At 34.6% G+C, this 22,735-nt stretch carries 30 protein-coding genes; 28 read left to right on the forward strand and 2 right to left on the reverse strand.

Annotated features, from left to right (window positions below; all coding sequences use genetic code 11):
• The first annotated feature begins 232 nt into the window (after window positions 1-232).
• The 6 genes from CKV72_RS01540 (at window position 233) to CKV72_RS01565 (ending at window position 4,481) form a co-directional block, all read left to right on the forward strand.
• Window positions 233-511 (forward strand): PDDEXK family nuclease, encoded by a 279-nt coding sequence (locus tag CKV72_RS01540; protein ID WP_095178344.1) that lies wholly within the window; start codon window positions 233-235, stop codon window positions 509-511.
• Complete coding sequence (locus CKV72_RS01545; protein ID WP_095177262.1) at window positions 508-1,887, forward strand: SNF2-related protein; 1,380 nt, start codon at window positions 508-510, stop codon at window positions 1,885-1,887. The genes CKV72_RS01540 and CKV72_RS01545 overlap by 4 nt, the downstream gene beginning before the upstream one ends.
• Window positions 1,877-2,308 (forward strand): DUF1492 domain-containing protein, encoded by a 432-nt coding sequence (locus CKV72_RS01550; protein ID WP_095177263.1) that lies wholly within the window; start codon window positions 1,877-1,879, stop codon window positions 2,306-2,308. The genes CKV72_RS01545 and CKV72_RS01550 overlap by 11 nt, the downstream gene beginning before the upstream one ends.
• A 252-nt stretch (window positions 2,309-2,560) precedes the next feature.
• Entirely contained in the window at window positions 2,561-3,238 is a 678-nt protein-coding gene (locus tag CKV72_RS01555) for a Panacea domain-containing protein (RefSeq protein WP_095177264.1), read from the forward strand.
• Window positions 3,222-3,674, forward strand: coding sequence for a type II toxin-antitoxin system PemK/MazF family toxin (locus CKV72_RS01560; protein ID WP_095177265.1), 453 nt, complete (start codon window positions 3,222-3,224; stop codon window positions 3,672-3,674). The genes CKV72_RS01555 and CKV72_RS01560 overlap by 17 nt, the downstream gene beginning before the upstream one ends.
• Before the next feature lie 432 nt (window positions 3,675-4,106).
• A complete protein-coding gene (locus tag CKV72_RS01565; RefSeq protein ID WP_095177266.1) occupies window positions 4,107-4,481 on the forward strand; it encodes an HNH endonuclease in 375 nt (124 codons plus the stop codon).
• 121 nt (window positions 4,482-4,602) lie between these two features.
• Here the strand turns inward: CKV72_RS01565 and CKV72_RS01570 are convergent, their stop codons facing one another.
• Together CKV72_RS01570 and CKV72_RS01575 are read right to left on the reverse strand one after the other, a co-directional pair.
• Window positions 4,603-4,893 (reverse strand): type II toxin-antitoxin system RelE/ParE family toxin, encoded by a 291-nt coding sequence (locus CKV72_RS01570; protein ID WP_095177267.1) that lies wholly within the window; start codon window positions 4,891-4,893, stop codon window positions 4,603-4,605.
• 2 nt (window positions 4,894-4,895) lie between these two features.
• Window positions 4,896-5,264 carry an AbrB/MazE/SpoVT family DNA-binding domain-containing protein gene (locus CKV72_RS01575; RefSeq protein WP_095177268.1) on the reverse strand — a complete coding sequence of 123 codons (369 nt, stop codon included), beginning with the start codon at window positions 5,262-5,264 and terminating at the stop codon, window positions 4,896-4,898.
• A gap of 126 nt (window positions 5,265-5,390) precedes the next feature.
• On the opposite strand from CKV72_RS01575, the gene CKV72_RS01580 reads away from it, so the two are divergent.
• The 22 genes from CKV72_RS01580 to CKV72_RS01680 all read left to right on the forward strand — a co-directional run bounded on the left by CKV72_RS01580 (window position 5,391) and on the right by CKV72_RS01680 (window position 22,732).
• Entirely contained in the window at window positions 5,391-6,647 is a 1,257-nt protein-coding gene (locus CKV72_RS01580; RefSeq protein ID WP_095177269.1) for a site-specific DNA-methyltransferase, read from the forward strand.
• Between the two features lie 356 nt (window positions 6,648-7,003).
• The gene (locus CKV72_RS01585) at window positions 7,004-7,366 is read left to right on the forward strand and encodes a type IV toxin-antitoxin system AbiEi family antitoxin domain-containing protein (protein ID WP_242955730.1); all 363 of its coding nucleotides are present in this window, start codon (window positions 7,004-7,006) and stop codon (window positions 7,364-7,366) included.
• Window positions 7,366-8,262 carry a nucleotidyl transferase AbiEii/AbiGii toxin family protein gene (locus CKV72_RS01590; RefSeq protein ID WP_095177270.1) on the forward strand — a complete coding sequence of 299 codons (897 nt, stop codon included), beginning with the start codon at window positions 7,366-7,368 and terminating at the stop codon, window positions 8,260-8,262. The genes CKV72_RS01585 and CKV72_RS01590 overlap by 1 nt, the downstream gene beginning before the upstream one ends.
• A gap of 117 nt (window positions 8,263-8,379) precedes the next feature.
• The gene (locus CKV72_RS01595; RefSeq protein WP_095177271.1) at window positions 8,380-9,120 is read left to right on the forward strand and encodes a virulence-related protein; all 741 of its coding nucleotides are present in this window, start codon (window positions 8,380-8,382) and stop codon (window positions 9,118-9,120) included.
• Window positions 9,110-9,298, forward strand: coding sequence for a hypothetical protein (locus CKV72_RS01600; protein ID WP_095177272.1), 189 nt, complete (start codon window positions 9,110-9,112; stop codon window positions 9,296-9,298). Before CKV72_RS01595 ends, CKV72_RS01600 begins: the two co-directional genes overlap by 11 nt.
• A gap of 93 nt (window positions 9,299-9,391) precedes the next feature.
• On the forward strand, window positions 9,392-10,309 hold the full coding sequence (locus CKV72_RS01605; RefSeq protein ID WP_095177273.1) for an amidoligase family protein: 918 nt from the start codon (window positions 9,392-9,394) through the stop codon (window positions 10,307-10,309).
• A gap of 146 nt (window positions 10,310-10,455) precedes the next feature.
• Window positions 10,456-10,914 (forward strand): gamma-glutamylcyclotransferase family protein, encoded by a 459-nt coding sequence (locus CKV72_RS01610; protein ID WP_095177274.1) that lies wholly within the window; start codon window positions 10,456-10,458, stop codon window positions 10,912-10,914.
• A gap of 152 nt (window positions 10,915-11,066) precedes the next feature.
• Window positions 11,067-11,537, forward strand: a complete 471-nt coding sequence (locus CKV72_RS01615; protein WP_095177275.1) for a phage terminase small subunit P27 family — start codon at window positions 11,067-11,069, stop codon at window positions 11,535-11,537.
• Entirely contained in the window at window positions 11,537-13,099 is a 1,563-nt protein-coding gene (locus tag CKV72_RS01620) for a terminase large subunit (protein ID WP_095177276.1), read from the forward strand. The genes CKV72_RS01615 and CKV72_RS01620 overlap by 1 nt, the downstream gene beginning before the upstream one ends.
• A 13-nt stretch (window positions 13,100-13,112) precedes the next feature.
• Window positions 13,113-14,393 carry a phage portal protein gene (locus CKV72_RS01625; protein ID WP_095177277.1) on the forward strand — a complete coding sequence of 427 codons (1,281 nt, stop codon included), beginning with the start codon at window positions 13,113-13,115 and terminating at the stop codon, window positions 14,391-14,393.
• Window positions 14,377-15,075, forward strand: coding sequence for a head maturation protease, ClpP-related (locus CKV72_RS01630; protein ID WP_242955731.1), 699 nt, complete (start codon window positions 14,377-14,379; stop codon window positions 15,073-15,075). Before CKV72_RS01625 ends, CKV72_RS01630 begins: the two co-directional genes overlap by 17 nt.
• A gap of 33 nt (window positions 15,076-15,108) precedes the next feature.
• The gene (locus CKV72_RS01635; protein WP_095177279.1) at window positions 15,109-16,281 is read left to right on the forward strand and encodes a phage major capsid protein; all 1,173 of its coding nucleotides are present in this window, start codon (window positions 15,109-15,111) and stop codon (window positions 16,279-16,281) included.
• A 37-nt stretch (window positions 16,282-16,318) separates the two neighbouring features.
• Window positions 16,319-16,609, forward strand: a complete 291-nt coding sequence (locus tag CKV72_RS01640; RefSeq protein ID WP_095177280.1) for a head-tail connector protein — start codon at window positions 16,319-16,321, stop codon at window positions 16,607-16,609.
• Window positions 16,606-16,932 (forward strand): phage head closure protein, encoded by a 327-nt coding sequence (locus CKV72_RS01645; protein ID WP_095177281.1) that lies wholly within the window; start codon window positions 16,606-16,608, stop codon window positions 16,930-16,932. Before CKV72_RS01640 ends, CKV72_RS01645 begins: the two co-directional genes overlap by 4 nt.
• A gap of 1 nt (window position 16,933) precedes the next feature.
• Window positions 16,934-17,296: an HK97-gp10 family putative phage morphogenesis protein gene (locus tag CKV72_RS01650; RefSeq protein WP_242955753.1), complete on the forward strand. Its 363-nt coding sequence runs from the start codon at window positions 16,934-16,936 to the stop codon at window positions 17,294-17,296.
• Window positions 17,293-17,619, forward strand: a complete 327-nt coding sequence (locus CKV72_RS01655; protein WP_095177283.1) for a hypothetical protein — start codon at window positions 17,293-17,295, stop codon at window positions 17,617-17,619. The genes CKV72_RS01650 and CKV72_RS01655 overlap by 4 nt, the downstream gene beginning before the upstream one ends.
• Window positions 17,620-18,186 (forward strand): major tail protein, encoded by a 567-nt coding sequence (locus tag CKV72_RS01660; RefSeq protein ID WP_095177284.1) that lies wholly within the window; start codon window positions 17,620-17,622, stop codon window positions 18,184-18,186. It abuts the gene before it with no gap.
• 3 nt (window positions 18,187-18,189) lie between these two features.
• Window positions 18,190-18,489, forward strand: coding sequence for a phage tail assembly chaperone G (gene gpG / locus CKV72_RS01665; protein ID WP_095177285.1), 300 nt, complete (start codon window positions 18,190-18,192; stop codon window positions 18,487-18,489).
• An 11-nt stretch (window positions 18,490-18,500) separates the two neighbouring features.
• On the forward strand, window positions 18,501-18,656 hold the full coding sequence (locus CKV72_RS12195) for a hypothetical protein (RefSeq protein ID WP_169712335.1): 156 nt from the start codon (window positions 18,501-18,503) through the stop codon (window positions 18,654-18,656).
• A gap of 89 nt (window positions 18,657-18,745) precedes the next feature.
• Window positions 18,746-19,012, forward strand: a complete 267-nt coding sequence (locus CKV72_RS01670; RefSeq protein WP_095177286.1) for a type II toxin-antitoxin system Phd/YefM family antitoxin — start codon at window positions 18,746-18,748, stop codon at window positions 19,010-19,012.
• A complete protein-coding gene (locus CKV72_RS01675; protein WP_095177287.1) occupies window positions 18,999-19,319 on the forward strand; it encodes a type II toxin-antitoxin system RelE/ParE family toxin in 321 nt (106 codons plus the stop codon). Before CKV72_RS01670 ends, CKV72_RS01675 begins: the two co-directional genes overlap by 14 nt.
• A gap of 179 nt (window positions 19,320-19,498) precedes the next feature.
• Complete coding sequence (locus CKV72_RS01680; RefSeq protein ID WP_095177288.1) at window positions 19,499-22,732, forward strand: phage tail tape measure protein; 3,234 nt, start codon at window positions 19,499-19,501, stop codon at window positions 22,730-22,732.
• Window positions 22,733-22,735: the final 3 nt, after the last annotated feature.

Here is a 22,735-nt window from a genome sequence, read left to right on the forward strand (position 1 = left end):
TATTATTAACAAGATAAACAAGATTATATATATAGATAAATAAAATAAAGAATATATAGGTATATGTATATGCCTAATCTCTATAATTAAGAGTAGTCTATAGGAAATTCTTGTTACTTGTTTATTGAAAACCTTTTAAAAGTTACTAAAAGCCTTATAAATACTGGAGTGTAGAGATTAACAAGATTGTTAACAAGATTTATACTTGTTTAAGAAATGGGGAGTGTTTGAGATTTTAGAGAGTAAAATAGAGGCTAGATTAAAACGGGAGGTAGAAGATTTAGGTGGCCTTGCACTTAAGTTCACCTCTCCAGGAATGGCAGGTGTGCCTGATAGATTAGTTTTACTACCAAAAGGAAAAATCTACTTTGTAGAACTAAAAGCACCTGGGAAAAATTTAAGGCCTCTCCAATTAAAAAGAAAAGAGCAACTGGAAAGCTTAAGCTTTAAAGTTTATGTAATAGATTCATATGAAAAAATAGATGTATTTTTACAGGAGGTGGTTGATTGAAATATAAGCCTTATGATTATCAAGAATACGCTACTCAGTGGATTTTAGATAAAGAAAAAGCAGGATTACTGCTGGATATGGGAATGGGCAAGAGTGTTATTACACTAACAGCTATAGATGAATTGATGTTTGATTACTTTGAAGTATCAAAAGTATTAGTTATAGCACCTCTTCGTGTAGCGGAAAGCACATGGGATGAAGAAGCAGCTAAATGGGATCATTTAAAACATCTAAAAATATCTAAGGTTTTAGGAACGGAAAAAGAAAGAATTAATGCCTTATATACTAAAGCTGATATTTACATCATCAACCGAGAAAATGTGAAGTGGTTAGTAGATAAATGTGGTAAGGATTGGCCCTTTGACATGTTGGTAATAGATGAACTATCCAGCTTTAAATCCCATAGAGCACAAAGGTTTAAAGCCTTAAAAAAGGTAAGGCCCTTTATGAAACGAGTAGTGGGCCTTACTGGAACTCCAGCACCAAATGGACTTATAGATCTATGGTCTCAAATTTATCTACTAGATGGTGGAGAAAGGCTAGGAAAAACCATAACTGGATACAGGGAGAGATACTTCTTACCAGATAAGAGAAATCAGCATATAGTATTCACCTATAAGTTAAAGGAAGGTGCCGAGGAAGCCATCTATGAAAAACTATCAGATATTTGTGTCAGTATGAAAGCAGAGGATTATTTAAAACTACCAGAAAGAATTAATAATATCATACCAATTTATCTGCCAAAGAAGGCAAAGGATAAATATGACCAACTGGAAAGGGACTTATTACTGCCACTTAAAGATTCAGATATTGTAGCAAATACAGCAGGTGTTCTAGCTAATAAGCTACTCCAAATGTCCAACGGAGCTGTCTATGATGAAAACGGAGATGTAAAAGAAATACACAATGCAAAGCTTAAAGCATTAGAAGACAGCATAGAAGCTGCAAATGGAAAGCCAGTATTAATCTTTTATTCCTATAAGCATGATTTAGATAGAATTAAAAAGCACCTAAAAAGAGATGATTTAACAGTTCTTGATACAGCTGAAGATATAAAGAATTGGAATGAAGGTAAAATACCAATTATGCTGGCCCACCCAGCTAGTGCTGGACATGGATTAAACCTTCAAGCTGGTGGAAATATCATCATTTGGTTTGGGCTTACTTGGAGCCTTGAATTATATAGTCAAGCAAACGCAAGACTTTATAGACAAGGCCAAAAGCAAAATGTAATCATCCATCACTTAGTATCCAAAGGTACTATGGATGAAGATGTTATGAAAGCACTTGAAGGTAAAGAAGTAGGACAAGAAGCATTGCTAAATGCAGTGAAGGCGAGGGTTAGAAAGATGGGAGGTAATGAGAATGAACGCTAAAGAATATCTATCTCAAGCTATGTGGCTTGATAAAAGTATAAATAATAAGCTGGATCAAATGGAAAGACTGAAAGCTATAGCGGAGAAGGTTACTGTAGACTTTACTCAGGAGAAGGTATCTGGGGGTAAATCTACAACAAGTCCTATGGAAGATGCTACTGTTAAACTTATAGATTTAAGCTATGAAATAAATGATGACATTGATAGATTAATCGATTTGAAAAGAGAAATATTAGAAACCATTAGCCAAGTGGAAGACGTTAGTTACCAACTGCTATTAGAGATGAGATATATAAATAATAAGAGCTGGGATGATGTAGCTAGATGTATGGGATATGATAAAAGGTGGATAATGAGACTTCATGGTAGAGCTTTAAAAGAAATTGATGAAATTTTAAAAGAAGCCACTAAAAGCCATTGAAAGCCACTTAATGAATGTAGTAATATATAAGATGTAAAGGTATAGAAAAATCAAGAACACCATATGCTGTTTGTATAGGCCGAGGTTATATCAGTTTGATTCCAAGGAAACGCAGCATTCTTGAATACAAGCCCCAAAGAGGGCTTTTTTCTATGCCTGGAATTTAAAAAAGCTAATGACATATAAAACTAAGAGTGATACAATGGTAATATAGATACTAAAGATGTTTTTTAAAACAAATGGGGGATAAAAATGAGTTGTATGAATTATGAGGATTTATCTAATTATATAATTGCTTATTGTAATTCGCATAACTTAGAAATTTCAAATAAAAAACTTCAAAAATTAATGTATTATTGTCAGGCCTGGAGTTTGGCTTTAAATGATGAAAAGCTAATAAGCAATGGTTTTGAGGCTTGGAGACATGGTGCAGTTTTAAGACCTTTATATTTTAAATATTCTAAATGTGGGTATAATAATATACACATGGATGCAAACTTAGTAAACAATATTTTAGAGAGTGCAATGAGTAATATTTCTGATTATAAATTGAATATAATTAATAAAGTTCTAGAAACATATAGTTCATATACTGCAAATGAGCTAGAAGCGATGAACCATCAAGAAATTCCTTGGATTGAAGCTAGAGGGGACCTAAATGATAGTGAGATTTGTGATGAAGTAATAGATACTGATTTAATGAAGCGATATTATAAGTCCAAAGCCTTAGAGAGGGGGATGAAAGAAGTGAAAAATAACATATTCAAATTTTCACCCGCTAGATTAAAGAAAGCTCAGGACAACTTAAGAAAAAAGGAAGTTTTTAAGGTGAATGAAGATAATTATGTAGAATATGAGAAATTCATCTTAAATTCCTATGAGGCTACATTAGATACAACGGAGAGAGCAGAATATGGTAGAACTATATAAAGATGTACAGGATTTAAAGGATACCAGGGAATTTGCATTTGGTGAGATTTGGAAGTTAAGGGACGAGCTAATTAGATTACTTCCAAGTGATAGGGTGGTAGATAAAAGAAAAATACACTACTCTAGGACTGTATTAGTTGTACAAAATTGTTTAGAGAATAATGATGAAGAATCTTTGCTAATAAGAGTTGCACCAATTACAACAACTATAAGATTTCTACAAAAGTTTGATGTTCTTTTATACCCGAATGAAGGAGATATAAAAAGAGATGATGTATTAAGAAAATGTATGGCCCAAATACAGTTAACTCAACCTATTTTAAAAAAAGATATGTATGAAAAAGTGGGAGAAATATCAAATGAGAAGAAAGAAGAAGTAGCTGCTATTAAGTTAGAACTTCTTGGGATTAATTTAGATGATCTTTTACAAGAATAGATTTTTAAGATTAATGTAAAATACAAAGATACTTTAGGATGAATGCCTAAAGTGTTATAAATGTCAAATATGGGGAGTCACGAGTGGGCTACCTGGTATAATTATACTGAGGAACAAAAACTTATAAAGTTTTTAGCGAGAAGGTGCCTGTACCTACTCGTATTTTTGTTCAAATACTATTTAGCTTAACATTTGGTTAGGCACTTAATATTTCTTAGGGTGGCTTGGGTCGCCCATTTTTATTTAAAACGATCTGATCTAAAGTTTTATAGAATGACAAGCTCTAGAGCATTTAGCTTTAGGGCTTTTTCTATGCCCAATTTTAGGAGATGAAACAAATGAATAAATGTAAGAAATGCGTCTGGGGAACATGGCTCTCACCTAATATGGTGTATTGCATGTTCCCTAGTTGCTTTAAAGAGGTGAAAGAGGATGCCAAGGAAACCAAAGAAGCCCTGCAAGTACCCAGGCTGTCCAGAGCTAACAGAAGGGAACTATTGCAAGATGCATCAAAAGGAAATTAATAGAGAATACAACTGTAGTAATAGACCATATAAGAAACTATACAACAGCAGTCGCTGGCAAGATTTAAGAAGGTATGTATTAAACAAACAACCTCTCTGTGTAGAGTGTTTAAAGAATAATAGGATTACCCCAGCAACAGTGGTAGACCATATAGAACCTCATAAAGGTAACGAAGACTTATTCTATGACATTAATAATCTACAATCTTTGTGTAAGTCCTGCCACGATAGGAAGACTGCCAAGGAAGATGGTAGATGGAAAAGAAAGGTTTACACTTATTGACCCCTAGGGCGGGGTGAAGATTTTAAAACCCTCTAGCCCAGGAACGGGGCGGCCCCCTCGTGCAAGAATTCGCAAAATTCCATAGGGGGGGTATAGAAGCAAAATAGCCCTCTTTTGAGAGCTATTTAATATATCGCTTTAGTTGTTGATAAAAGTTTTCACGAGTTCCAGCAAGAAGCACAATAATTTTTTTACCATCAACCTCACTTATGGTATAGGCAATTTCATAATTGATACCTTTATACTTTACATCAAAACCATAAATTCCAGCCAAATCACCACGTTTTGGTTGACCGATATAAGGATTTTCACTTAATTTTAGTAAAGCTGTTTTATATGCATTTTTTAAAGGTTTTTCCTTTAATTTTTTAAAAAAACGTTCAGCTTGAGGACTGAATAATATTTCGTACATAATCAGTCCTCTGAACCAAAGATGTCATCAAAGTTTGCTGCTTTCTTTTCACCAGCTGCAATGGTATCTGCTTCTTCAAGCATATTGGTAACAGCTTTTTTAATATTTTTGCTTTGTGTTTCAAACTGCTTTACTAGTTCATCACCTGAATATCCTTGAGAAACTAGGTCTTTTAGTATTTCAACGGAAAACTCACTAGGTTCTCTATGAAGAGGTTGAATAACAATTTTACCATCTTCAAGTGAGCATTCAACTTCGCTTCCAAGTTCAAGATGTTTATAGAATTGTAAAGGTATCGTAATTTGACGCTTCTTTGAAACGCTGATTATTTTACGATCCATAATATCACGCTCCATAACAATTGTAGGCATATTTGTAACCTCCTTTATAGTATATGCTAAATTCATAAATATAATACCTATATCTTTGTATCTTTATAAACATTATAACAAAGAAACAAAGAAAATTCAATAAAAAATAAAGAGGTGAGTGAAATATTGAAAACAACAGAAGAATTAAAACTAATTAATATAGATGAGTTGATACCTTATGCAAATAATGCTAGAACCCATAGTAAAGACCAAATTAATAAATTGAGAAGTAGCCTTAGAGAATTTGGTTTTATAAATCCCATCCTTATAGATAAGGATTATAATATCTTAGCTGGCCATGGCAGAGTAATGGCAGCAAGGGAAGAAGGAATAAAAGAAGTTCCCTGTGTGTTAGTGGAACATCTGACAGAGGCCCAGAAGAAGGCATACATTTTAGCGGATAACAGATTAGCTATGGATGCAGGCTGGGATGATGAGATGTTAGCTTTAGAATTAGAAAATTTAAAAGAACTGGATTTTGATATGGACCTTACAGGCTTTGATACTGCAGAAATAGATGAGCTTTTTAGTAATATCCACGATAAAGATGTGCAGGATGATGATTTTGATGTAGATGCAGCTTTAGCAGAAGAGCCTATTTCAAAACAGGGTGATATTTGGCTACTTGGAAGGCACAGACTTATTTGTGGAGATAGTACCAAGGCAGAAATTTATGAGAAACTAATGGAAGGAAAGAAAGCAAATCTCTGTGTTACAGACCCTCCTTACAATGTGAATTATACAGCTGGAAGTGAAAATGAGAGAAAAATTAAAAATGACAATATGGAAGATAAAAACTTTTATGAATTCCTATTAGCTTCATTTAAAAATATATTTAATTCTCTTGATGATGGTGCTGCAGCTTATATATTCCATGCAGATACAGAAGGGTTAAATTTTAGAAAGGCTTTCAAGGATGCAGGATTCCATCTTGCTAATGTGTGTATTTGGGCCAAGCAATTATTGGTATTAGGTCGTTCTGATTATCAATGGCAGCACGAGCCTATTCTTTATGGGTGGAAACCTACGGGAAAGCATAGATGGTATGCAGATAGAAAACAAACAACTATCTGGAATTTTGATAGGCCTACAAAATCAGAACTTCATCCAACTATGAAACCAGTACCTCTTGTAGCTTATCCGATCCAAAATAGCAGTATGAGTAATTGTATTATATTAGAGCCTTTTGCTGGCAGTGGTTCTACTTTAATTGCCTGCGAGCAGTTAGGAAGAATTTGTTATGCTATAGAACTTGATGAAAAATACGCAGATGTTATTGTGAAAAGATATATTGAGTATGTTGATTCTTATGAAGAAGTTTTTATAATAAGAGACGGAGAGAAAGTACCATATAAAGGGCTTATGAAATCTACTAGAAACTAAAATACAAAGTATGTGATTTAGACTTATTTTTATTTAAAATTCTTGAAAATCAGATAAATAAATGATATAATTGCACTAAAATACCCGCACTGCTAATCGTAATGCGGATAATGGGGTGCAATTATGATTGAAAAAGGTGTTATTTACGAAGAATTTAAAAATCGTGGTGGAGTATTAAAACATCAGAACTTAATGCGTTAGGGCTTTCAAGTCGGCAAATAAAGAAACTTGTAGATAGTGGAGATATTACAAGAATTAAACGTGGTTATTATGAACTATCAGATAATATCTATCCAGAAGAAGCTGTAATAGCAAGACTATTTCCAGATGCAGTAATTTTTCTTGAAAGTGCACTGATGCATTATGGATATACAGATAGAATACCTCTAGCATGGCAAATAGCTGTTGATAGAGACAGTGAAAAAAGTCAGTATAAAATTGACTACCCATTAATAGAAGTCTTTTATATTGAACCAAAATTACTAGAAATCGGCTTGGATGTAATTCAAGTAGAAGAGGTAGAGATAAAAATATTTAATCGAGATCGCACTATATGTGATGTTCTTCGCTATGAGAATAAGTTGGAGAGAGAAGTATTTACTAATGCCATAAAGCGTTATATAAAAGATCCAAAGAAAAATGTGAGGAACTTGTTTGAATATGCTAAAGTTTTTAACATTAAGAATAAGGTACAGACATATATAGGAGTGTGGTTGTAATGGGAAATATTGAAGCATCAGTTTTAGCAAGACTAAAAAACAAATCGAAAGAACAAGGCATCCCATTGCAACAACTACTAAATTTATTTTGTCAAGAAGAATTTATTCGAAGACTTTCAGGGAGTAATTATAAAGAAAATCTTATTCTTAAAGGTGGTTTTTTATTATATTCAATTAGTGGATTTACTACAAGACCAACAGTTGATGCAGATTATCTTTTAAAGAATTATTCAAATGATTTAGATGCTATAGAAAAGCTTGTTAAAGAAGTTATTTCTTCACCTAGCAATAATGATTTTGTAGAGTTTAAAATTAGAGGTTTAGAGGAAATTAGTGAGGTTAAAGAGTATCATGGTATCAGGGTCAACCTTACTGGTATTATTGGAAGGACAAAGACACCTTTTAGTATAGACTTTGGAGTTGGGGATATTATTGTACCTTCCCCAGTTGAAAGAACTCTACCAGTATTACTTCCAGAGTTTAAAAAACCTGAGGTATTAACTTATTCTTTAGAATCTACAGTAGCAGAGAAATTAGATGCGATTATATCTTTAATGGAAGCTACAGGTCGTATGAAGGATTTTTATGATATATATTATTTAGCAACAACATTTGATTTTGAGGGTAGGAAACTTCAAGAAGCAATATATGAAACATTATCTAATCGAGGCACACCATATGAAAAGGACTCTGTTGCTGTAATTGCAAGACTTACTAAAGATAACCAAATTCAAAAGAGGTGGGACAATTTCTGTAAAAAAATATTAAAATATGAACTTGATTTTACTGATGTAGTTAATATAATTATTGATTTTACATTACCACCATATGAGTCAATGGTTGATGAAGATGAATTTTTTAAAAATTGGAGCTATAAAGATAAAAAATATATTTAATAAAAGGTAGGCCTTTATTAGCCTGCTTTTTTTATATGCAATTATACGATATAATCCTTGCAATTCCCTGTGTTTAGAGTGATATATGTAAGTAACCTAAATACAGGAGGGATTGAAATGGATAGAAAGGAAATGATAAAAATCTTAGGTGAGTACTTAGGTGTGAAGCCTAGGTATCTAGGAGCACCAAGTTTTCACTACCAAATAGAAACACCTAAAGAAACTTACATCATAGATAGGGAGGGAAGGATTATGACATCTGATGGAACAGAAGTAGAATTTGAAGAACTGCTAGCTGGGCCTGAAGATATAAATCAAGCTGAAACAGCAGAGCCTGAAGAAGAAATTAACTATGAACTTGAAATACCAATGGATGGTCACAGTGGTAAGACTTTAAGAAACATCATTAACATAATTCACAGCAAACAGCCTCTTATAAAGAAATCTCTAGGCTTGGAAGAAGACTTAGTTGATAGTGACTTTGTTAAGAAGCTCAATGAAGAAGATATCAACAGCATAGACAGTTTTGAAAGAGCACTTAATAGAATTGGAGGAGACAAGGGCCATCCTGGAATTAAGTTTAACTTTAAAGAAAAGACCTTCACCTTTAAACATAATGGCACTGAATCTGCCATCTGGCTATTTGCAGGAATAAACAAGCAAGCTAAAAGACAATCTTATGCTTCAGCCATAGTAAGTCCAATGGAAAATGAAAAGTACACATTTAGGTCTTGGCTTAATAGACTTGGACTTTCTGGTGATGAGTACAAGGAAATTAGAAAAGAGCTTCTTAAGAACCTATCAGGAAACTGTGCCTTTAGAATTCCAAAAGAGAAGGTGAAGAGACATGAAGCCTAAATGCAAACTAATCGGTGAAGATGGAAATATATTTAACCTTATGGGAATAGCAGGAAGGGCACTTAAAGAAGCAGGACAGAAAAAAGAAGCAGATGAAATGGTGGATAGAATAACAACAACAGCTAAAAGTTATTCAGAAGCTCTAGCTATAATCTCTGAATATGTTGAAATACATTGAAAATACTGTGTTTAATTGAAATATGACTTGCTATTTATCCCTTTTAGAGTGATATATATACACAACGAAAACACACTGAAAGGAGATAAAACCATGGCAGAGAGAGATTTTTTAAAAGGAAACTTTGGAATTGAGATTGAACTAACAGGAATTACAAGAGAAAAGGCAGCAAAAATTGTGGCAGAGCATTTAGGGGGAAGCATTCAAAAACAGTATGATTACTACGATAGCTACAAAGTTACTGCACCAGATGGAAGGGATTGGAAGATTATGTATGACGGAAGCTTGAGATGCCAAAGAAAAGTAAATGGGCAAAAGGTTGCAGCAGGAAGAGAATACAGCGTAGAGCTAGTAAGCCCAATCCTAACCTACGAAGAAGACATTGAAACTTTGCAGGAGATAGTAAGAAAAATCAGAAAGGCAGGAGGTTTTCCAAACTCAACAGCAGGAATACATATACACCTAGATGGGGCTGACCATACACCAAGAAGCTTAAGAAACTTTGTAAACATCATCTACGCTAGAAACGATTTGCTTTACGATAGCCTACAAATTGAAAGGGAAAGGATGCGTTACTGCAAGAAGATGGATAAGGATTTAGTGGAAAGAATGAATAAGAAAAAACCTAAAACCTTCAAAGAAATCGAGGACATTTGGTACAAAGGCTACGGCTCCAGTAGAGATAGACACTACCATGAAAGCAGATACCATTTCCTAAACCTTCACAGCTTTTTCAATGGAGTAGGAACAGTAGAGCTTAGGGGATTTAACGGAACCCTTCATGCAGGAAAGATTAGAAGCTACATTGTTTTGGCTTTAGCAATAAACAATCAAGCCTTGACCCAAAAGAGTGCCAGCACCAAGAAGCCACAAATTGAAAATCCAAAGTTTGCAATGAGAACTTGGCTAAACCGAATAGGACTTATCGGGGATGAATTTAAAAACTGCAGAGAGCACTTAACTAAACGCCTAGAAGGAAGTGCAGCTTGGAGATTTCGAAGAGCCGCATAGAGAAACCTAAAAATAGCGGCAGGCCCAAGAGCCACAGAGGGGGAAACCCCTCTTAAGCTGGTAGAAGGACTCCCTCACTTAAAGCAAAGGCCACACAGGCCAAGTAGTGGGGAAATATTGGGCCCTTTGGAAAGGATGGATTGAAAATGAAAAGACTATATGTTGCTTATGGTTCAAACCTTAACCTAGAGCAAATGAGCTACCGATGTCCTACTGCCAAGGTTTATGGAAAGGGAATGCTCTATGGCTACAGGCTGCTTTTTAAAGGTGTACCTGGAAATGCCTATTTAACCATTGAACCCTACAAAGGTAAAAGAGTACCAGTACTTATATGGGAAGTTCAGCCTAAAGATGAAATAGCCCTTGATAGGTATGAAGGCTATCCTAGCTTTTACTACAAAGAAGATATACCAGTGGAACTTGAAACTGGAGAAATTGTAACTGCCATGGTTTACATTATGACCAATAAGATTAAGGATAGAATTCACTTAAATTCTCCAAGTCAAAGTTATTTAAGAACTGTAAAGGAAGGATACAAAAGTGCTGGATTTGATTTGAGTTTCATTGATGAAGCCATTGAAATCAGCACAAAGAGGGGAAAATAAGCCCCACACTTGCCCTGTAAGGGCTTTTTAAAGAGGTAATGGGGCAATTACCCTAGGGGTTTTAAACTACAAAGGAATTGGAAGATAGAAAAATCAGAAGGAAGGCCTAAAATAAGGGCCTTTTTTCTTCACTATAAATTGGAGGTGATAGCATGGCGACACGAGGAAGAAAGCCAAAGCCAACTGCACTAAAGGTCTTGGAAGGGAATCCTGGAAAAAGGCCTTTAAATGAAAATGAGCCAAAACCTAAAAGAAAAGCTCCCGAATGTCCGTCATGGCTGGAGCCTGAAGCTAAGAAAGAATGGGAGCGAATGGCTAAAACGATGGAGGCCATTGGAATACTTACTGAAGTAGACATGGCAGCCTTTGCTGGATATTGTCAAGCTTATGCTAGATGGAAAGAAGCTGAGGAATTCTTATCTAAGCATGGCACTATTTTTAAAACTCCATCAGGATATATTCAACAGGTTCCACAGATATCCATTGCTCAAACATATCTAAAGGTTATGAAAGACTTCTGTTCTGAATTTGGACTTACTCCTGCTGCTCGTACAAGAATTCAGGTAAATACAGAGGAGACAGATACTGATGATCCAATGGAAAAATTACTGAGGATTAAATAATGTTTGATGAAAAGAAAGCAGAACGAGCAGTTAAATTTATAAGTAACCTTAAACACACTAAAGGTGTATGGCATGGAGTTCCTTTCGACCTTTTACCTTGGCAAGATAAAATCATAAGAGATATATTTGGAACTGTAAAAGAAGATGGTTATAGGAAATATAATACAGCTTATGTGGAAATTCCAAAGAAAAATGGAAAGAGTGAACTTGCTGCAGCTATAGCCCTATATCTTACTTGTGGTGATGGAGAATGGGGTGCTGAAGTTTATGGATGTGCAGCTGATAGACAACAGGCATCTATTGTATTTGATGTAGCAGTAGATATGGTAGATCAATGTCCTGCTTTAAAGAAAAGAATAAAACCAATTCTATCTCAAAAGAGATTAGTGTATATGCCTACAGCTAGTTTTTATCAGGTTCTATCTGCTGAAGCATTTACAAAGCATGGGCTTAATGTTCATGGAGTAATCTTTGATGAATTACATGCCCAGCCTAATAGACAACTTTATGATGTAATGACTAAAGGAAGTGGAGATGCGAGATGCCAGCCACTTTTCTTTTTAATTACTACTGCTGGGACTGATAGGCATTCTATTTGCTGGGAAGTTCACCAAAAAGCAGATGATATATTAAGAGGGAAAAAACATGATCCTACCTTCTACCCTATTATTTATGGAATTGAAGATGGTGATGATTGGACAGATGAATCTAATTGGTATAAAGCCAATCCATCTTTAGACCATACCATTGATATAGAAAAGGTAAGAGCAGCTTTTATAAGTGCAAAGGAAAATCCAGCAGAAGAGAACTTATTTAGGCAACTAAGGCTTAATCAATGGGTAAAGCAATCTGTAAGATGGATGCCAATGCATTTATGGGATAAGTGCTCCTTTGAAGTAAATCCTGAAAAACTAAAAGGAAGAGAATGTTATGGTGGACTTGACCTTTCAAGTTCCATCGATATAACTGCTTTTGTTTTAGTCTTTCCTCCAATACCAGAAGATGATAAATACTATGTACTTCCATACTTTTGGATACCAGAGGAGAACTTAGATTTAAGAGTTCGAAGGGACCATGTTCCTTATGATCTTTGGAAACAGCAAGGCTACCTTCAAACCACCGAAGGGAATGTTATACACTATGGCTTTATAGAGAAATTCATAGAAGAACTATGGAAGGACTATAACATTAAAGAAATAGCCTTTGATAGATGGGGAGCAGTGCAAATGACACAAAACCTAGAAGGTGCAGGATTTACAGTAGTTCCCTTTGGGCAAGGGTATAAAGATATGAGTCCACCTACAAAGGAACTTATGAAATTAACACTGGAAAAGAAAATAGCCCATGGTGAACACCCAGTACTATCTTGGATGATGGATAATATTCATGTAAGAACCGATCCTGCTGGAAATATAAAACCTGATAAGGAAAAATCCACTGAAAAAATAGACGGTGCTGTAGCTTTAATTATGGCCCTAGATAGAGCTATAAGAAATGAAGGAAGTAAATTTGATTTAAATGAGTATTCAACAGAAGAAATGCTAGACAAACTTTGGGGTTAGGGGGTGATGGTATTTGAATGTATTTAATAAGTTAAAGAATATATTTAGTCCTAAAGCTGAAGCGTTACCAGAGGAAATATCATTAAATAATAGAAGGCTTTTAGAAATATTGGGAGTTGAAAATAGCGAGCTTAATTACAAAGGTAAAAATGCACTAAAGGAAGCAACTGTGTTTTCCTGTATTAGAATATTGGCTGATAGCATAGGTAAACTTCCTACTAAAGTATATAAAAATAATAATGGAAGGCAAAGTGCGACAGAACATTATCTAACCCCAATTTTAAAGATTAGACCTAATACTTGGATGAGTGCCAGGGATTTTTTTAAGGCTTTAGAAGTTCAGAGAAATATCTATGGAAATGCTTATGCTTGGATTGAATTTGAAACAGTTGGTAAAAATGCAGGTCATGTTACAGGAATATATCCCTTAGATAGTTCTAAAGTAGAAATATATATTGATGATATAGGACTACTACCTCATAAAGGTAGACTTTGGTATGTTTACACCGATAAAAAAGGTACTCAGTATAGGATTGATCCTGATGAGATGTTACATTTCAAGGGACTAACCAGTGATGGGATTGTAGGCATGACTCCATTAAATCAACTTAAAAACACCATAGAAAATGCTGGAGCTGCAAGTGAATATTTAAATAACTCTTTTAAAACAGGACTTCAAACCAAAGGAATTATTCACTATATAGGAGATTTAAACCCAGAGGCCCAAAGAGTCTTTCGTGAAAGATTTGAACAGATGGCCAGTGGACTTAAAAACGCTAACAGGGTATCCCTTCTTCCTATAGGATATCAATTTCAGCCTCTAAGTTTAACCATGGCAGATGCCCAGTTTATAGAAAACACTCAGCTTACCGTAAAGCAAATAGCTGCAGCCTTTGGAATAAAGAACCATCAGATTAACGATTTAGATAGAGCAACTCATACCAATGTAGAATACCAGCAAAGGGAATTCTATGTAGATACACTAATGGATATTCTAACTGGCTATGAACAGGAATTAACATATAAGCTATTTACTAATAGGGAACTTGAAGAAGGCTACTATATTAAGTTTAATGTAAATGCAATACTCCGAGCTGATCCTAAAACAAGATATGAAGGATATAGAATTGCTATTCAATCTGGTTTTCTAACAGCTAACGAAGTAAGAGCATTAGAGGAAATGGAGGCAAAAGAAGGAGGAGATAGACTTTTAATCAATGGAAATATGATGCCTATTGAAATGGCAGGTGAGCAGTATAAAAGAGGTGGTGATGAAATTGGGAAAGAAGAATAAAAGGTTTTGGAACTTTAAATCCTTAGATGAAAAAACGGGAGAGTTAACCATTTATGGGGAGATTTCAAATGAAACTTGGTGGGGTGATGAAGTAACTCCTAAAGAGTTTAAATCTGATTTAGATAATTTAGGAGAAATAGATACACTAAATATTTATATAAACTCTCCAGGAGGGGATGTATTTGCAGGTCAGACTATTTATTCCATATTAAAAAGGCATAAGGCACATAAAAATGTATATATTGATGGATTAGCTGCAAGTATTGCGAGTGTCATAGCCATGGCAGGCAATATTATTTTTATGCCCAAAAATGCCATGATGATGATTCATAATCCTTGGACTGTAGGCATGGGTAATGCAGATGAGTTTAGAAAGCTAGCAGAAGACTTAGATAAAATCCGAGAAAGTTTAATTGCAGCTTATGAAAATCACTCTGCACTAACAAGAGATGAGATTATAGAGATTATGGATAGTGAAACTTGGCTAACAGCTACAGAATGTGAAGAGTATGGATTTTGTGATGTGGTAGAGGAAGAAAAAAATATGGCTGCTTCTATAGATAAGGATATATTGGCTAGATACAAAAATACACCTAAAGAGTTAATAGAAATAGAGAATGATTTGGAAGTTAGAAAACAAGCATTATTAAAACAGAAATTATTAATTGAACTAGAGCTTTAGGCTCTTTTTTATTTCAGAAAGGATGGGATGAATTTGAGTAAAGAATTAAGAGAACTACTTCAAAACCTAGAAGAAAAGAAAGCAAAGGTAAGAAGTCTACTTGGAGAAGATAAAGTAGCTGAAGCTGAAGATTTGATGGAAGAGGTAAGAGCACTACAAAAGAAAGTGACCCTTCAGCAGGAATTAGAAGCAGCTGAAAAGTTTGATATGGAAGATGCCACACCACTTAATGATACCGATAAAGACTTAGAAGCAGAATATAAACAAGTATTTTTAAAAGGCTTAAGGAAACAGAGAATTACTGCAGATGATTATAGCATTATTAATGAATATAAAGCTGCTATGCATGAAGGTGGAGTAAGCACTGACTCTGATGGAGATACGGGAATTATTGTCCCAGAGGATATTCAAACAAGAATTAATGAGCTTATGAGAAGCATGAATGATTTATCTAAGATTATTAGAGTAGAGAAGGTAAACACACTATCTGGTTCTAGGGTTTTAGAAAAAGATGAGGATATGGTTCCTTTTCAAGTGGTAGATGAGTATGGAGAAATTAAAGAAATTGATAATCCTAAATTTACACCAGTAACATATAAGCTTGTGAAAAGAGCAGGTTTTTTACCAATTACTAATGAGCTATTAAAGGATAGCGACCAAAATATTATAGCCTATGTAACAAGATGGATAGCCAAGAAGCACGTAGTAACTAAAAATAGTTTAATTATAGAGATATTAAAATCTCTATCAAGTAAAGATTTAAAAGACATTAAGGCTATTAAAAAAGTATTAAATGTAGATTTAGATCCTGCATTAAGTCTATCCAGTAAAATCATCACAAATCAAGATGGATTCCAATGGCTAGATGAACAGGAAGATGGTAATGGCAGACCACTACTTCAAGATGATATTACTCAACCTGGAAAGAAACTATTTAAAGGTAGACCAATTGTAGTATTAGCCAATAGAACATTACCTTCCACTGGAACTACCACAGTAAAAGCTACATTTATAGTTGGAAACTTTAAAGAGCTAATGGTTCTATTTAATCAAGGAGTTTATGAATTAGCTTCTACAACTACTGGTGGAGATGCTTGGAGAAGAGATACTACTGAACTTAGAACTATTACAAGAGATGATTGTGTGAAATGGGATACAGATGCAGCAGTATTTGGAAAGCTTACTATCTCAACAACTGGAGCATAGGGATGGGGTTTTCCACTCCTTTTGGAGGTGATAAGCCTTGCTAATTACACTAAAAGAAACTAAAGAATATTTAAGAGTAGGTGGAGATGAAGATGATAGTTTAATAGAATCCTTAATCAATGTTTCTGAAGAGTATCTTAAAAATGCCACAGGTAAGACCTTTAATAGTACAAACCCTTTAGCTAGGCTATTTTGTCTAGTCCTAGTAGTAGATTGGTATGAAAACCGAGGTTTAACTGCTGGAAAGGTAGGCCAAAAGATAAGGCCTGTAATTGATAGTATGCTAGCCCAGCTTAATTACTGTTACTCAGAGGAGATGGTGGAATGAATCCAGGAGAACTAAATAAAAGAATTACCTTTCAAAGATTAACTACCACCACCAATGAGAATGGCTTTGAAGTTGAAGAATGGGAAGATTTTAAAACTGTATGGGCAGCTGTTACCAATCTTCATGGAAGAGAATACTTTGAAGCTGCAGCAGTACAAAGAGAAAATACAGTTAAGTTTACTATTCGCTACCTTAAAAATATAGACACTTCTATGAGGATACTCTTTCAAGGAAGACAATATAACATCACTGCCATTGATAATATAAAATACAAAAATGTGTATATGGAAATAAAGGCATTGGAGGTGGATAAGAGTGGCTGATATGAAGTTAGAAGGAATGGAGAATCTTCTTAATGAAATCGAAAAGCTAGGTAAGACTGGTTCTAGAATTGAAAATAAGGCATTAAGGGAAGCTGGAGATGTAGTAAAAGAAGCCATTCAAAAGGAAACGCCTATAAGAAGTGGAAAGTTAAAGGAAAGCATAACTGTATCTAGGGTGAAAAACAAGGATGGAGCAAAGCAGGTGGAAGTAGGGCCTAATAAGGATGTATTTTATAGTAAATTTGTGGAATTTGGGACAATAAAGATGAAGGCCAATCCTTTTATGGCAAGAGGCTATGAAGTTTCTAAAGAAAATGCCATGGAGACGATTGAGAAAAATTTAAAAGAAGGATTGGGGCTATGAGTATAAATAAAGAAGTGTTATCAGCTTTAAGAGATATTCGGGTTCCAGTAAGATTTCAAACTTATACAGGTAATGAAGAAACATATATCACCTTTTTCACTTATCTAGATAGGCCAGAACAACACGCTGATGATTTAGAAATTGCTACTGGTTACTACGTGCAAATTGATATATGGAGCAGATCAGATTACACTGAAATCGGAAAAGAAGTACACCAAAGTATGCTAACAGCCAATTTTACTAAATTAAACTTTTATGATTTATATGAAGAGGATTTAAAGATATATCACAAAGTAATGAGATTTTTTAAGGAGGTCATGTAAATGGCACAAGTAGGATTAAAAGATTTACATTTTGCTATTTTAAATAAAGACACCATAGAAGAACTAACTTATGCTGTTCCTGAACCAATGGCGGGAGCTATAAATGCTACGATAAACCCAACGGTAAATACTCAAGAAGTCTATGCCGATGATCAGCTTTGGGAATCTGTATCTGCATTAGGAAAAATTGATGTGGAGGTAGAAACAGCAGATTTACCTTTAGCAACAAGGGTCAAGTTATTAGGAAATAAGATTGTGGAAGGAGTACTTGTAGAAAACAAAGCAGATATTCCACCACATATCGCATTAGGATTTAAAAGCTTAAAATCCAATGGAAAATATCGTTATGTGTGGCTTTTAAAAGGAGTGGCCCAGCCTATGGCAGAAGACTATTCCACTAAGAAAGATAATGTGGAGCATAAGACACCAAAGATTAAACTTACCTTTATGCCAAGACTTCATGATGGAGACTGGAAACACACAGCAGATGAAGATGGTGCAGATTTCCTAGGAGCTGATACTTGGTTTGAAAAGGTTCCAGGAGATACTACAACACAGGAGGTTTAATATATGGAGATTATATTAAAGAAGGATAAAAAAGATAAGACCTACACCACTGGTTTTATATCTGCAAGGATGGTTAGAAGAACCATTGAAGTATCCCAAGGAGTAGATTTTGATAACATTTCTCCAGAGGAATTAGATAAACTAATTGACTATATAGTAGAACTATTTGGTAATCAATTTACTAGAGATGATGTCTACGATGGACTTCAATCTAAAGACTTAATTCCTACCATCACAAAATGTATTAATGAAGTAGTAGGTGAGATGTCAGAAGTAACAGCAGGTGATGGAAAAAACCAGTAGAGGGGAATGCCATGGATCCCCAGGATTTTATAGACCAGTTGTATCTAGCACTTTTGGATAAAGGTTGGACATTAAATGAAATTGACTCCATGGATATAATCTATTATTTGAAACTAATGACTAAGAAACTTGGAGAGGAAAAAGTATATATTGATGAAATTTTGTAATAAATCAATTAAAAGTAAAAAAGTTTAATTGTAATCAAAACATAATTATGCTATAATTAAGGCATAATATTAATAAAGGAGTTGATATTATGCCTGAAATTAGACCGATAAAAGATTTAAGAAATACAACTGAGATTTCTGAGATTTGTCATAAAACTAAAGAACCAATTTTTATCACAAAGAATGGCTATGGAGATTTAGTAGTTATGAGTATGGAAACATATGAAAGAAAGTTAGCTAAAGTAGATTTATATAAAAAATTAGCCGAAGCAGAAAGTCAAATTGAAAACGGAGAAATGCTATTAGATGCTGAAAGTGTTTTTAAAGATTTAAGGGGAAAATATGTCAAAGAATAATTATAGTCTAAAATTTACCCCAAAAGCCAGTGAGGATTTAGATAAAATATATAGTTATATTTCTAAAGAGCTATACGCTGAAAAAGCTGCTAAAAATCTTTTGGAAAAAATAGAAATGAGTATTATGCAACTTAAAGATTTTCCGTTTTCATGTAATTATGTAGCAGATGAGTTTTTAAAAAAGAAAGGCTATAGAAAGTTAATAATAGATAATTACATTGCTTTTTATTTAGTAAATGAAAAAGAACAACAAGTAATTATAATGCGTGTTTTATATGGTAGGCAAAAATATCAAGATTTACTTTAAAAAATAATCTAATTAAACAAAAACAAAGCTCTTTAATAAGAGTCTTGATGTTTAATTGCATCAATAAAATCAATGCCCTACGGGGTCAAGGTCTCTATATATTAGAGGCCTTTTATAATTTTAACAAGAGGCACCTAAATTCTAGGTGTATTTTTTATGCCCAAAGGCAGGTGAAATAAGTGGCAAAGGAAATAGGGAAATTAAATGTAGTGGTAGGCCTAGACTCTACTGGATTTCAAAATGGAATAAACAGCTTAAACCGAGAGATGAAAAAAGTTCAATCGGAGTTTAAACTAGCAAGTGCTGAGATGGGAAGGCATGGAAAAGGACTAGATAGTCTTAAACTAAAATCTGATAGTTTAACAAAACAAACGGAACTTCAAAGGCAAAAAGTAAAGGCTTTAGAAGAAGCCCATCAAAAGTCAGTAGAGACAAAAGGAAAAGATGCCAAAGCTACACAGGATTTAGAGATAAAATTAAATAAGGCAAAGACACAATTAGCCTATATGGAGCAGGATTTAAAGAAGGTAAATCAGGAAATAGAACTGCAATCCTCAGGCTTTTATAAACTGGGAAAAGCATTAGAGCCAGTTGGGCAGAAGATGCAAGATGTAGGGGAAAAGATGGAAGCTGTAGGTAAAGACTTAACTAAAAAGATTACACTTCCTCTTGTAGGCATTGGAACTGCTGCAATAAAAGTAGGCTCTGATTTTGAAGCTGGTATGAGTGAAGTAGGGGCTATAAGTGGTGCTACAGGTAATGATTTAAAATTGCTAGAGGAAAAAGCTAAGGAAATGGGTGCTACCACAAAGTTTAGTGCATCTGAATCTGCCGAAGCTTTAAAGTATATGGCCATGGCTGGCTGGGACACTACACAAATGCTTGATGGTTTAGATGGAGTTATGATGCTTGCAGCTTCCAGTGGTGAGGATTTAGGTTTAGTTTCTGACATTGTCACTGATGCCCTTACTGCTTTTGGAATGGAAGCAAAAGAGGCATCTAACTTTGCAGATTTATTAGCCAGTGCATCATCAAATTCAAATACAAATGTAGCAATGCTTGGGGAGTCCTTTAAATATGTGGCTCCTCTTTTTGGTGCATTGGGATATTCTGCAGAAGATGCAGCCCTTGCTTTAGGACTTATGGCCAATGCAGGAATTAAAGGGAGCCAAGCTGGAACTTCTCTAAAGACTGCCATTGCAAACCTTGCTAATCCAACTGATAAAATGGCGGGAGCCATGAATCAATTAGGTCTATCTATTACAGATGCCAATGGAGAAATGCTTCCATTTAAAGATGTGATGGATGAATTAAGATTAAAGTTTGCAGGACTTTCTGAAGAACAACAGGCCCAATATGCAGCTACTATATTTGGAAAAGAAGCAATGAGTGGAATGCTTGCAATCATAAATGCAAGTCCTGAAGACTATGAAAAACTCACTCAAGCTACAAGGGAATACAACGGTGTAGCAAAAGAGATGGCTGAAACTATGGAGGATAATCTCCAAGGTGAAATCACTAAATTAAAATCTGCTCTTGAAGGTGTAGGAATACAGATATTTGAGATTTTAGTTCCCCATTTACAAACCTTAGTTGAAAAGCTGCAACTTGTAGTAGAATGGTTTGCAAATCTAAATCCTGCTACTCAGGAAACTATAGTGAAAGTAGCAGCCCTTGCAGCAGCTATAGGACCATTATTAATCCTTGGTGGAAAGGTTATAGGTGGAGCAGGTACTATTATTACTTCCTTTTCAAAAGTATCAATAGCTTTAGCTGGATTAAAAACAGGAACTGCTGGAGTCACAGTTGCTACTAGTGGAATGGCTACTGGATTTAGTGCAGCAGGAATAGCTGCTAAAGCTGGAGCCTTACTTTTAAATCCATGGACTTTAGGAATTGGAGCTGCTACAGTGGCAGGTATTGCACTATATAAACATCTTTCAAAAGAAAGTATTCCTACTATAGAGTTGTTTGGAGATGAAGTATCTGAGTCTACAAAGAAAGCTGTAGGAGGGTTTTTAGAATTAAACGATGAAGCAACTTTAGCTTTAAATCAACTTTCATGGAGTGGTCAGGAAGTAACTAAAGAAATGGCAGACGGGATAACAGCAAACTTCTCACAAATGACAAGTGAGGTTCAAGCTGGACTAGATAAGCACCATGAAGAGTCTTTAGGAAAGATACAAAACTTTGTAACTAACAGTACATCCCTATCTAAAACAGAACAAGATGAGATTTTAAATAATATGCAAGAGGGCTATGAAAATAGAAAGAAGGAAATTTCTGATAGTGAAGCAAGGATAAAAGAGATATTAGATACAGCTTCCATTGAAAAAAGAGCCTTAACTAAATCTGAGCAGGAAGAGATAAATACTATCCAACAAGAGATGGTAGATACGGGAATTAGGGTTCTATCTGAAAATGAAGTAGAATCAAAGTCCATTATGGAAAGGATGAAGGCTCAAGCTGGAGAGATTACTGCAAAGCAAGCTGCAGAGGTTGTTAAAAATAGTTTAGAGCAAAAGGATAAAACCATTAAAGCAGCAGAGGAACAATACAAAGAAGTGGTTAAGGAAATCATCAGACAAAGAGATGAATCAAAAACTATTACTAAAGATCAGGCAGATAAATTAATAAAAGAAGCTACTCGTCAAAAAGATGAATCCATTAAAAAAGCAGAAGATATGCATGAGAAAGTAGTAGATGAAGCTAAAACTCAAGCCAAAGAGCATGTCAACCAAGTAGACTGGGAAACAGGAGAGATTAAGACAAAGTGGCAGGTTATGAAAAGTGATGTATCCACTAAGGCTAGAGAAATAAAAGAAAATGTAATAAAGAGATGGGAAGAAATTAAAAAAGATTCATCTCAAAAATGGCAAAATATAAAAACGAACTTAGCTAATAGCTGGAGTTCTATGAAAGAGGATACTATTACTAAAGCTAGAGAAATTAAAGAAGATGTTACTAAAAGATGGGAAGATATAAAGATATCTACTTCTGAAAATTGGGAAGTAGTTAAAACTTCTGTATCTAGTAGTATTAGTAAAGTAAAAAGTAAAATATCAGAAGGAATAGAAAAGATAAAAGAATGGAATGCCACAAAGGTAAAAGAAAAGGTATTTAGTATTGTAGAAAAAGTAAAAAGAGTATTTTCAGGTGGAGGGGCAGATTCTAACTTTAGCGGAACTAGCTTCTTTCAAGGTGGACTTACTATGGTAGGAGAACTTGGTCCAGAGCTTGTAGAACTTCCAAGAGGTAGTAGGATTTATAACGATAATGTGACTAAAAAGATGCTTTCTGGGGATAAAGGTATAACTCAAAACATAGTTATCAACAGTTCTACTCCGTTAACCCCATCTGAAACAGCAAGACAAATTAAAAATGCATCAAGACAACTTGCTCTTGAATGGTAGGAG

It is taken from the genome of Clostridium cochlearium, assembly GCF_900187165.1.
GTDB lineage: Bacteria > Bacillota > Clostridia > Clostridiales > Clostridiaceae > Clostridium_G > Clostridium_G cochlearium.

What these genes read in the sequence shown, in the direction of transcription:
- CKV72_RS01650 (WP_242955753.1), top strand. Translation starts at nt 16,934, where the DNA reads ATGAAGTTAGAAGGAATGGAGAATCTTCTTAATGAAATCGAAAAGCTA.
- CKV72_RS01670 (WP_095177286.1), top strand. Translation starts at nt 18,746, where the DNA reads ATGCCTGAAATTAGACCGATAAAAGATTTAAGAAATACAACTGAGATT.
- CKV72_RS01675 (WP_095177287.1), top strand. Translation starts at nt 18,999, where the DNA reads ATGTCAAAGAATAATTATAGTCTAAAATTTACCCCAAAAGCCAGTGAG.
- CKV72_RS01600 (WP_095177272.1), top strand. Translation starts at nt 9,110, where the DNA reads ATGAAGCCTAAATGCAAACTAATCGGTGAAGATGGAAATATATTTAAC.
- CKV72_RS01565 (WP_095177266.1), top strand. Translation starts at nt 4,107, where the DNA reads ATGCCAAGGAAACCAAAGAAGCCCTGCAAGTACCCAGGCTGTCCAGAG.
- gpG (WP_095177285.1), top strand. Translation starts at nt 18,190, where the DNA reads ATGGAGATTATATTAAAGAAGGATAAAAAAGATAAGACCTACACCACT.
- CKV72_RS01610 (WP_095177274.1), top strand. Translation starts at nt 10,456, where the DNA reads ATGAAAAGACTATATGTTGCTTATGGTTCAAACCTTAACCTAGAGCAA.
- CKV72_RS01595 (WP_095177271.1), top strand. Translation starts at nt 8,380, where the DNA reads ATGGATAGAAAGGAAATGATAAAAATCTTAGGTGAGTACTTAGGTGTG.
- CKV72_RS01570 (WP_095177267.1), bottom strand. Translation starts at nt 4,893, where the DNA reads ATGTACGAAATATTATTCAGTCCTCAAGCTGAACGTTTTTTTAAAAAA.
- CKV72_RS01615 (WP_095177275.1), top strand. Translation starts at nt 11,067, where the DNA reads ATGGCGACACGAGGAAGAAAGCCAAAGCCAACTGCACTAAAGGTCTTG.
- CKV72_RS01605 (WP_095177273.1), top strand. Translation starts at nt 9,392, where the DNA reads ATGGCAGAGAGAGATTTTTTAAAAGGAAACTTTGGAATTGAGATTGAA.
- CKV72_RS01550 (WP_095177263.1), top strand. Translation starts at nt 1,877, where the DNA reads ATGAACGCTAAAGAATATCTATCTCAAGCTATGTGGCTTGATAAAAGT.
- CKV72_RS12195 (WP_169712335.1), top strand. Translation starts at nt 18,501, where the DNA reads ATGGATCCCCAGGATTTTATAGACCAGTTGTATCTAGCACTTTTGGAT.
- CKV72_RS01590 (WP_095177270.1), top strand. Translation starts at nt 7,366, where the DNA reads ATGGGAAATATTGAAGCATCAGTTTTAGCAAGACTAAAAAACAAATCG.
- CKV72_RS01660 (WP_095177284.1), top strand. Translation starts at nt 17,620, where the DNA reads ATGGCACAAGTAGGATTAAAAGATTTACATTTTGCTATTTTAAATAAA.
- CKV72_RS01655 (WP_095177283.1), top strand. Translation starts at nt 17,293, where the DNA reads ATGAGTATAAATAAAGAAGTGTTATCAGCTTTAAGAGATATTCGGGTT.
- CKV72_RS01585 (WP_242955730.1), top strand. Translation starts at nt 7,004, where the DNA reads ATGCATTATGGATATACAGATAGAATACCTCTAGCATGGCAAATAGCT.
- CKV72_RS01555 (WP_095177264.1), top strand. Translation starts at nt 2,561, where the DNA reads ATGAGTTGTATGAATTATGAGGATTTATCTAATTATATAATTGCTTAT.
- CKV72_RS01575 (WP_095177268.1), bottom strand. Translation starts at nt 5,264, where the DNA reads ATGCCTACAATTGTTATGGAGCGTGATATTATGGATCGTAAAATAATC.
- CKV72_RS01645 (WP_095177281.1), top strand. Translation starts at nt 16,606, where the DNA reads ATGAATCCAGGAGAACTAAATAAAAGAATTACCTTTCAAAGATTAACT.
- CKV72_RS01560 (WP_095177265.1), top strand. Translation starts at nt 3,222, where the DNA reads ATGGTAGAACTATATAAAGATGTACAGGATTTAAAGGATACCAGGGAA.
- CKV72_RS01620 (WP_095177276.1), top strand. Translation starts at nt 11,537, where the DNA reads ATGTTTGATGAAAAGAAAGCAGAACGAGCAGTTAAATTTATAAGTAAC.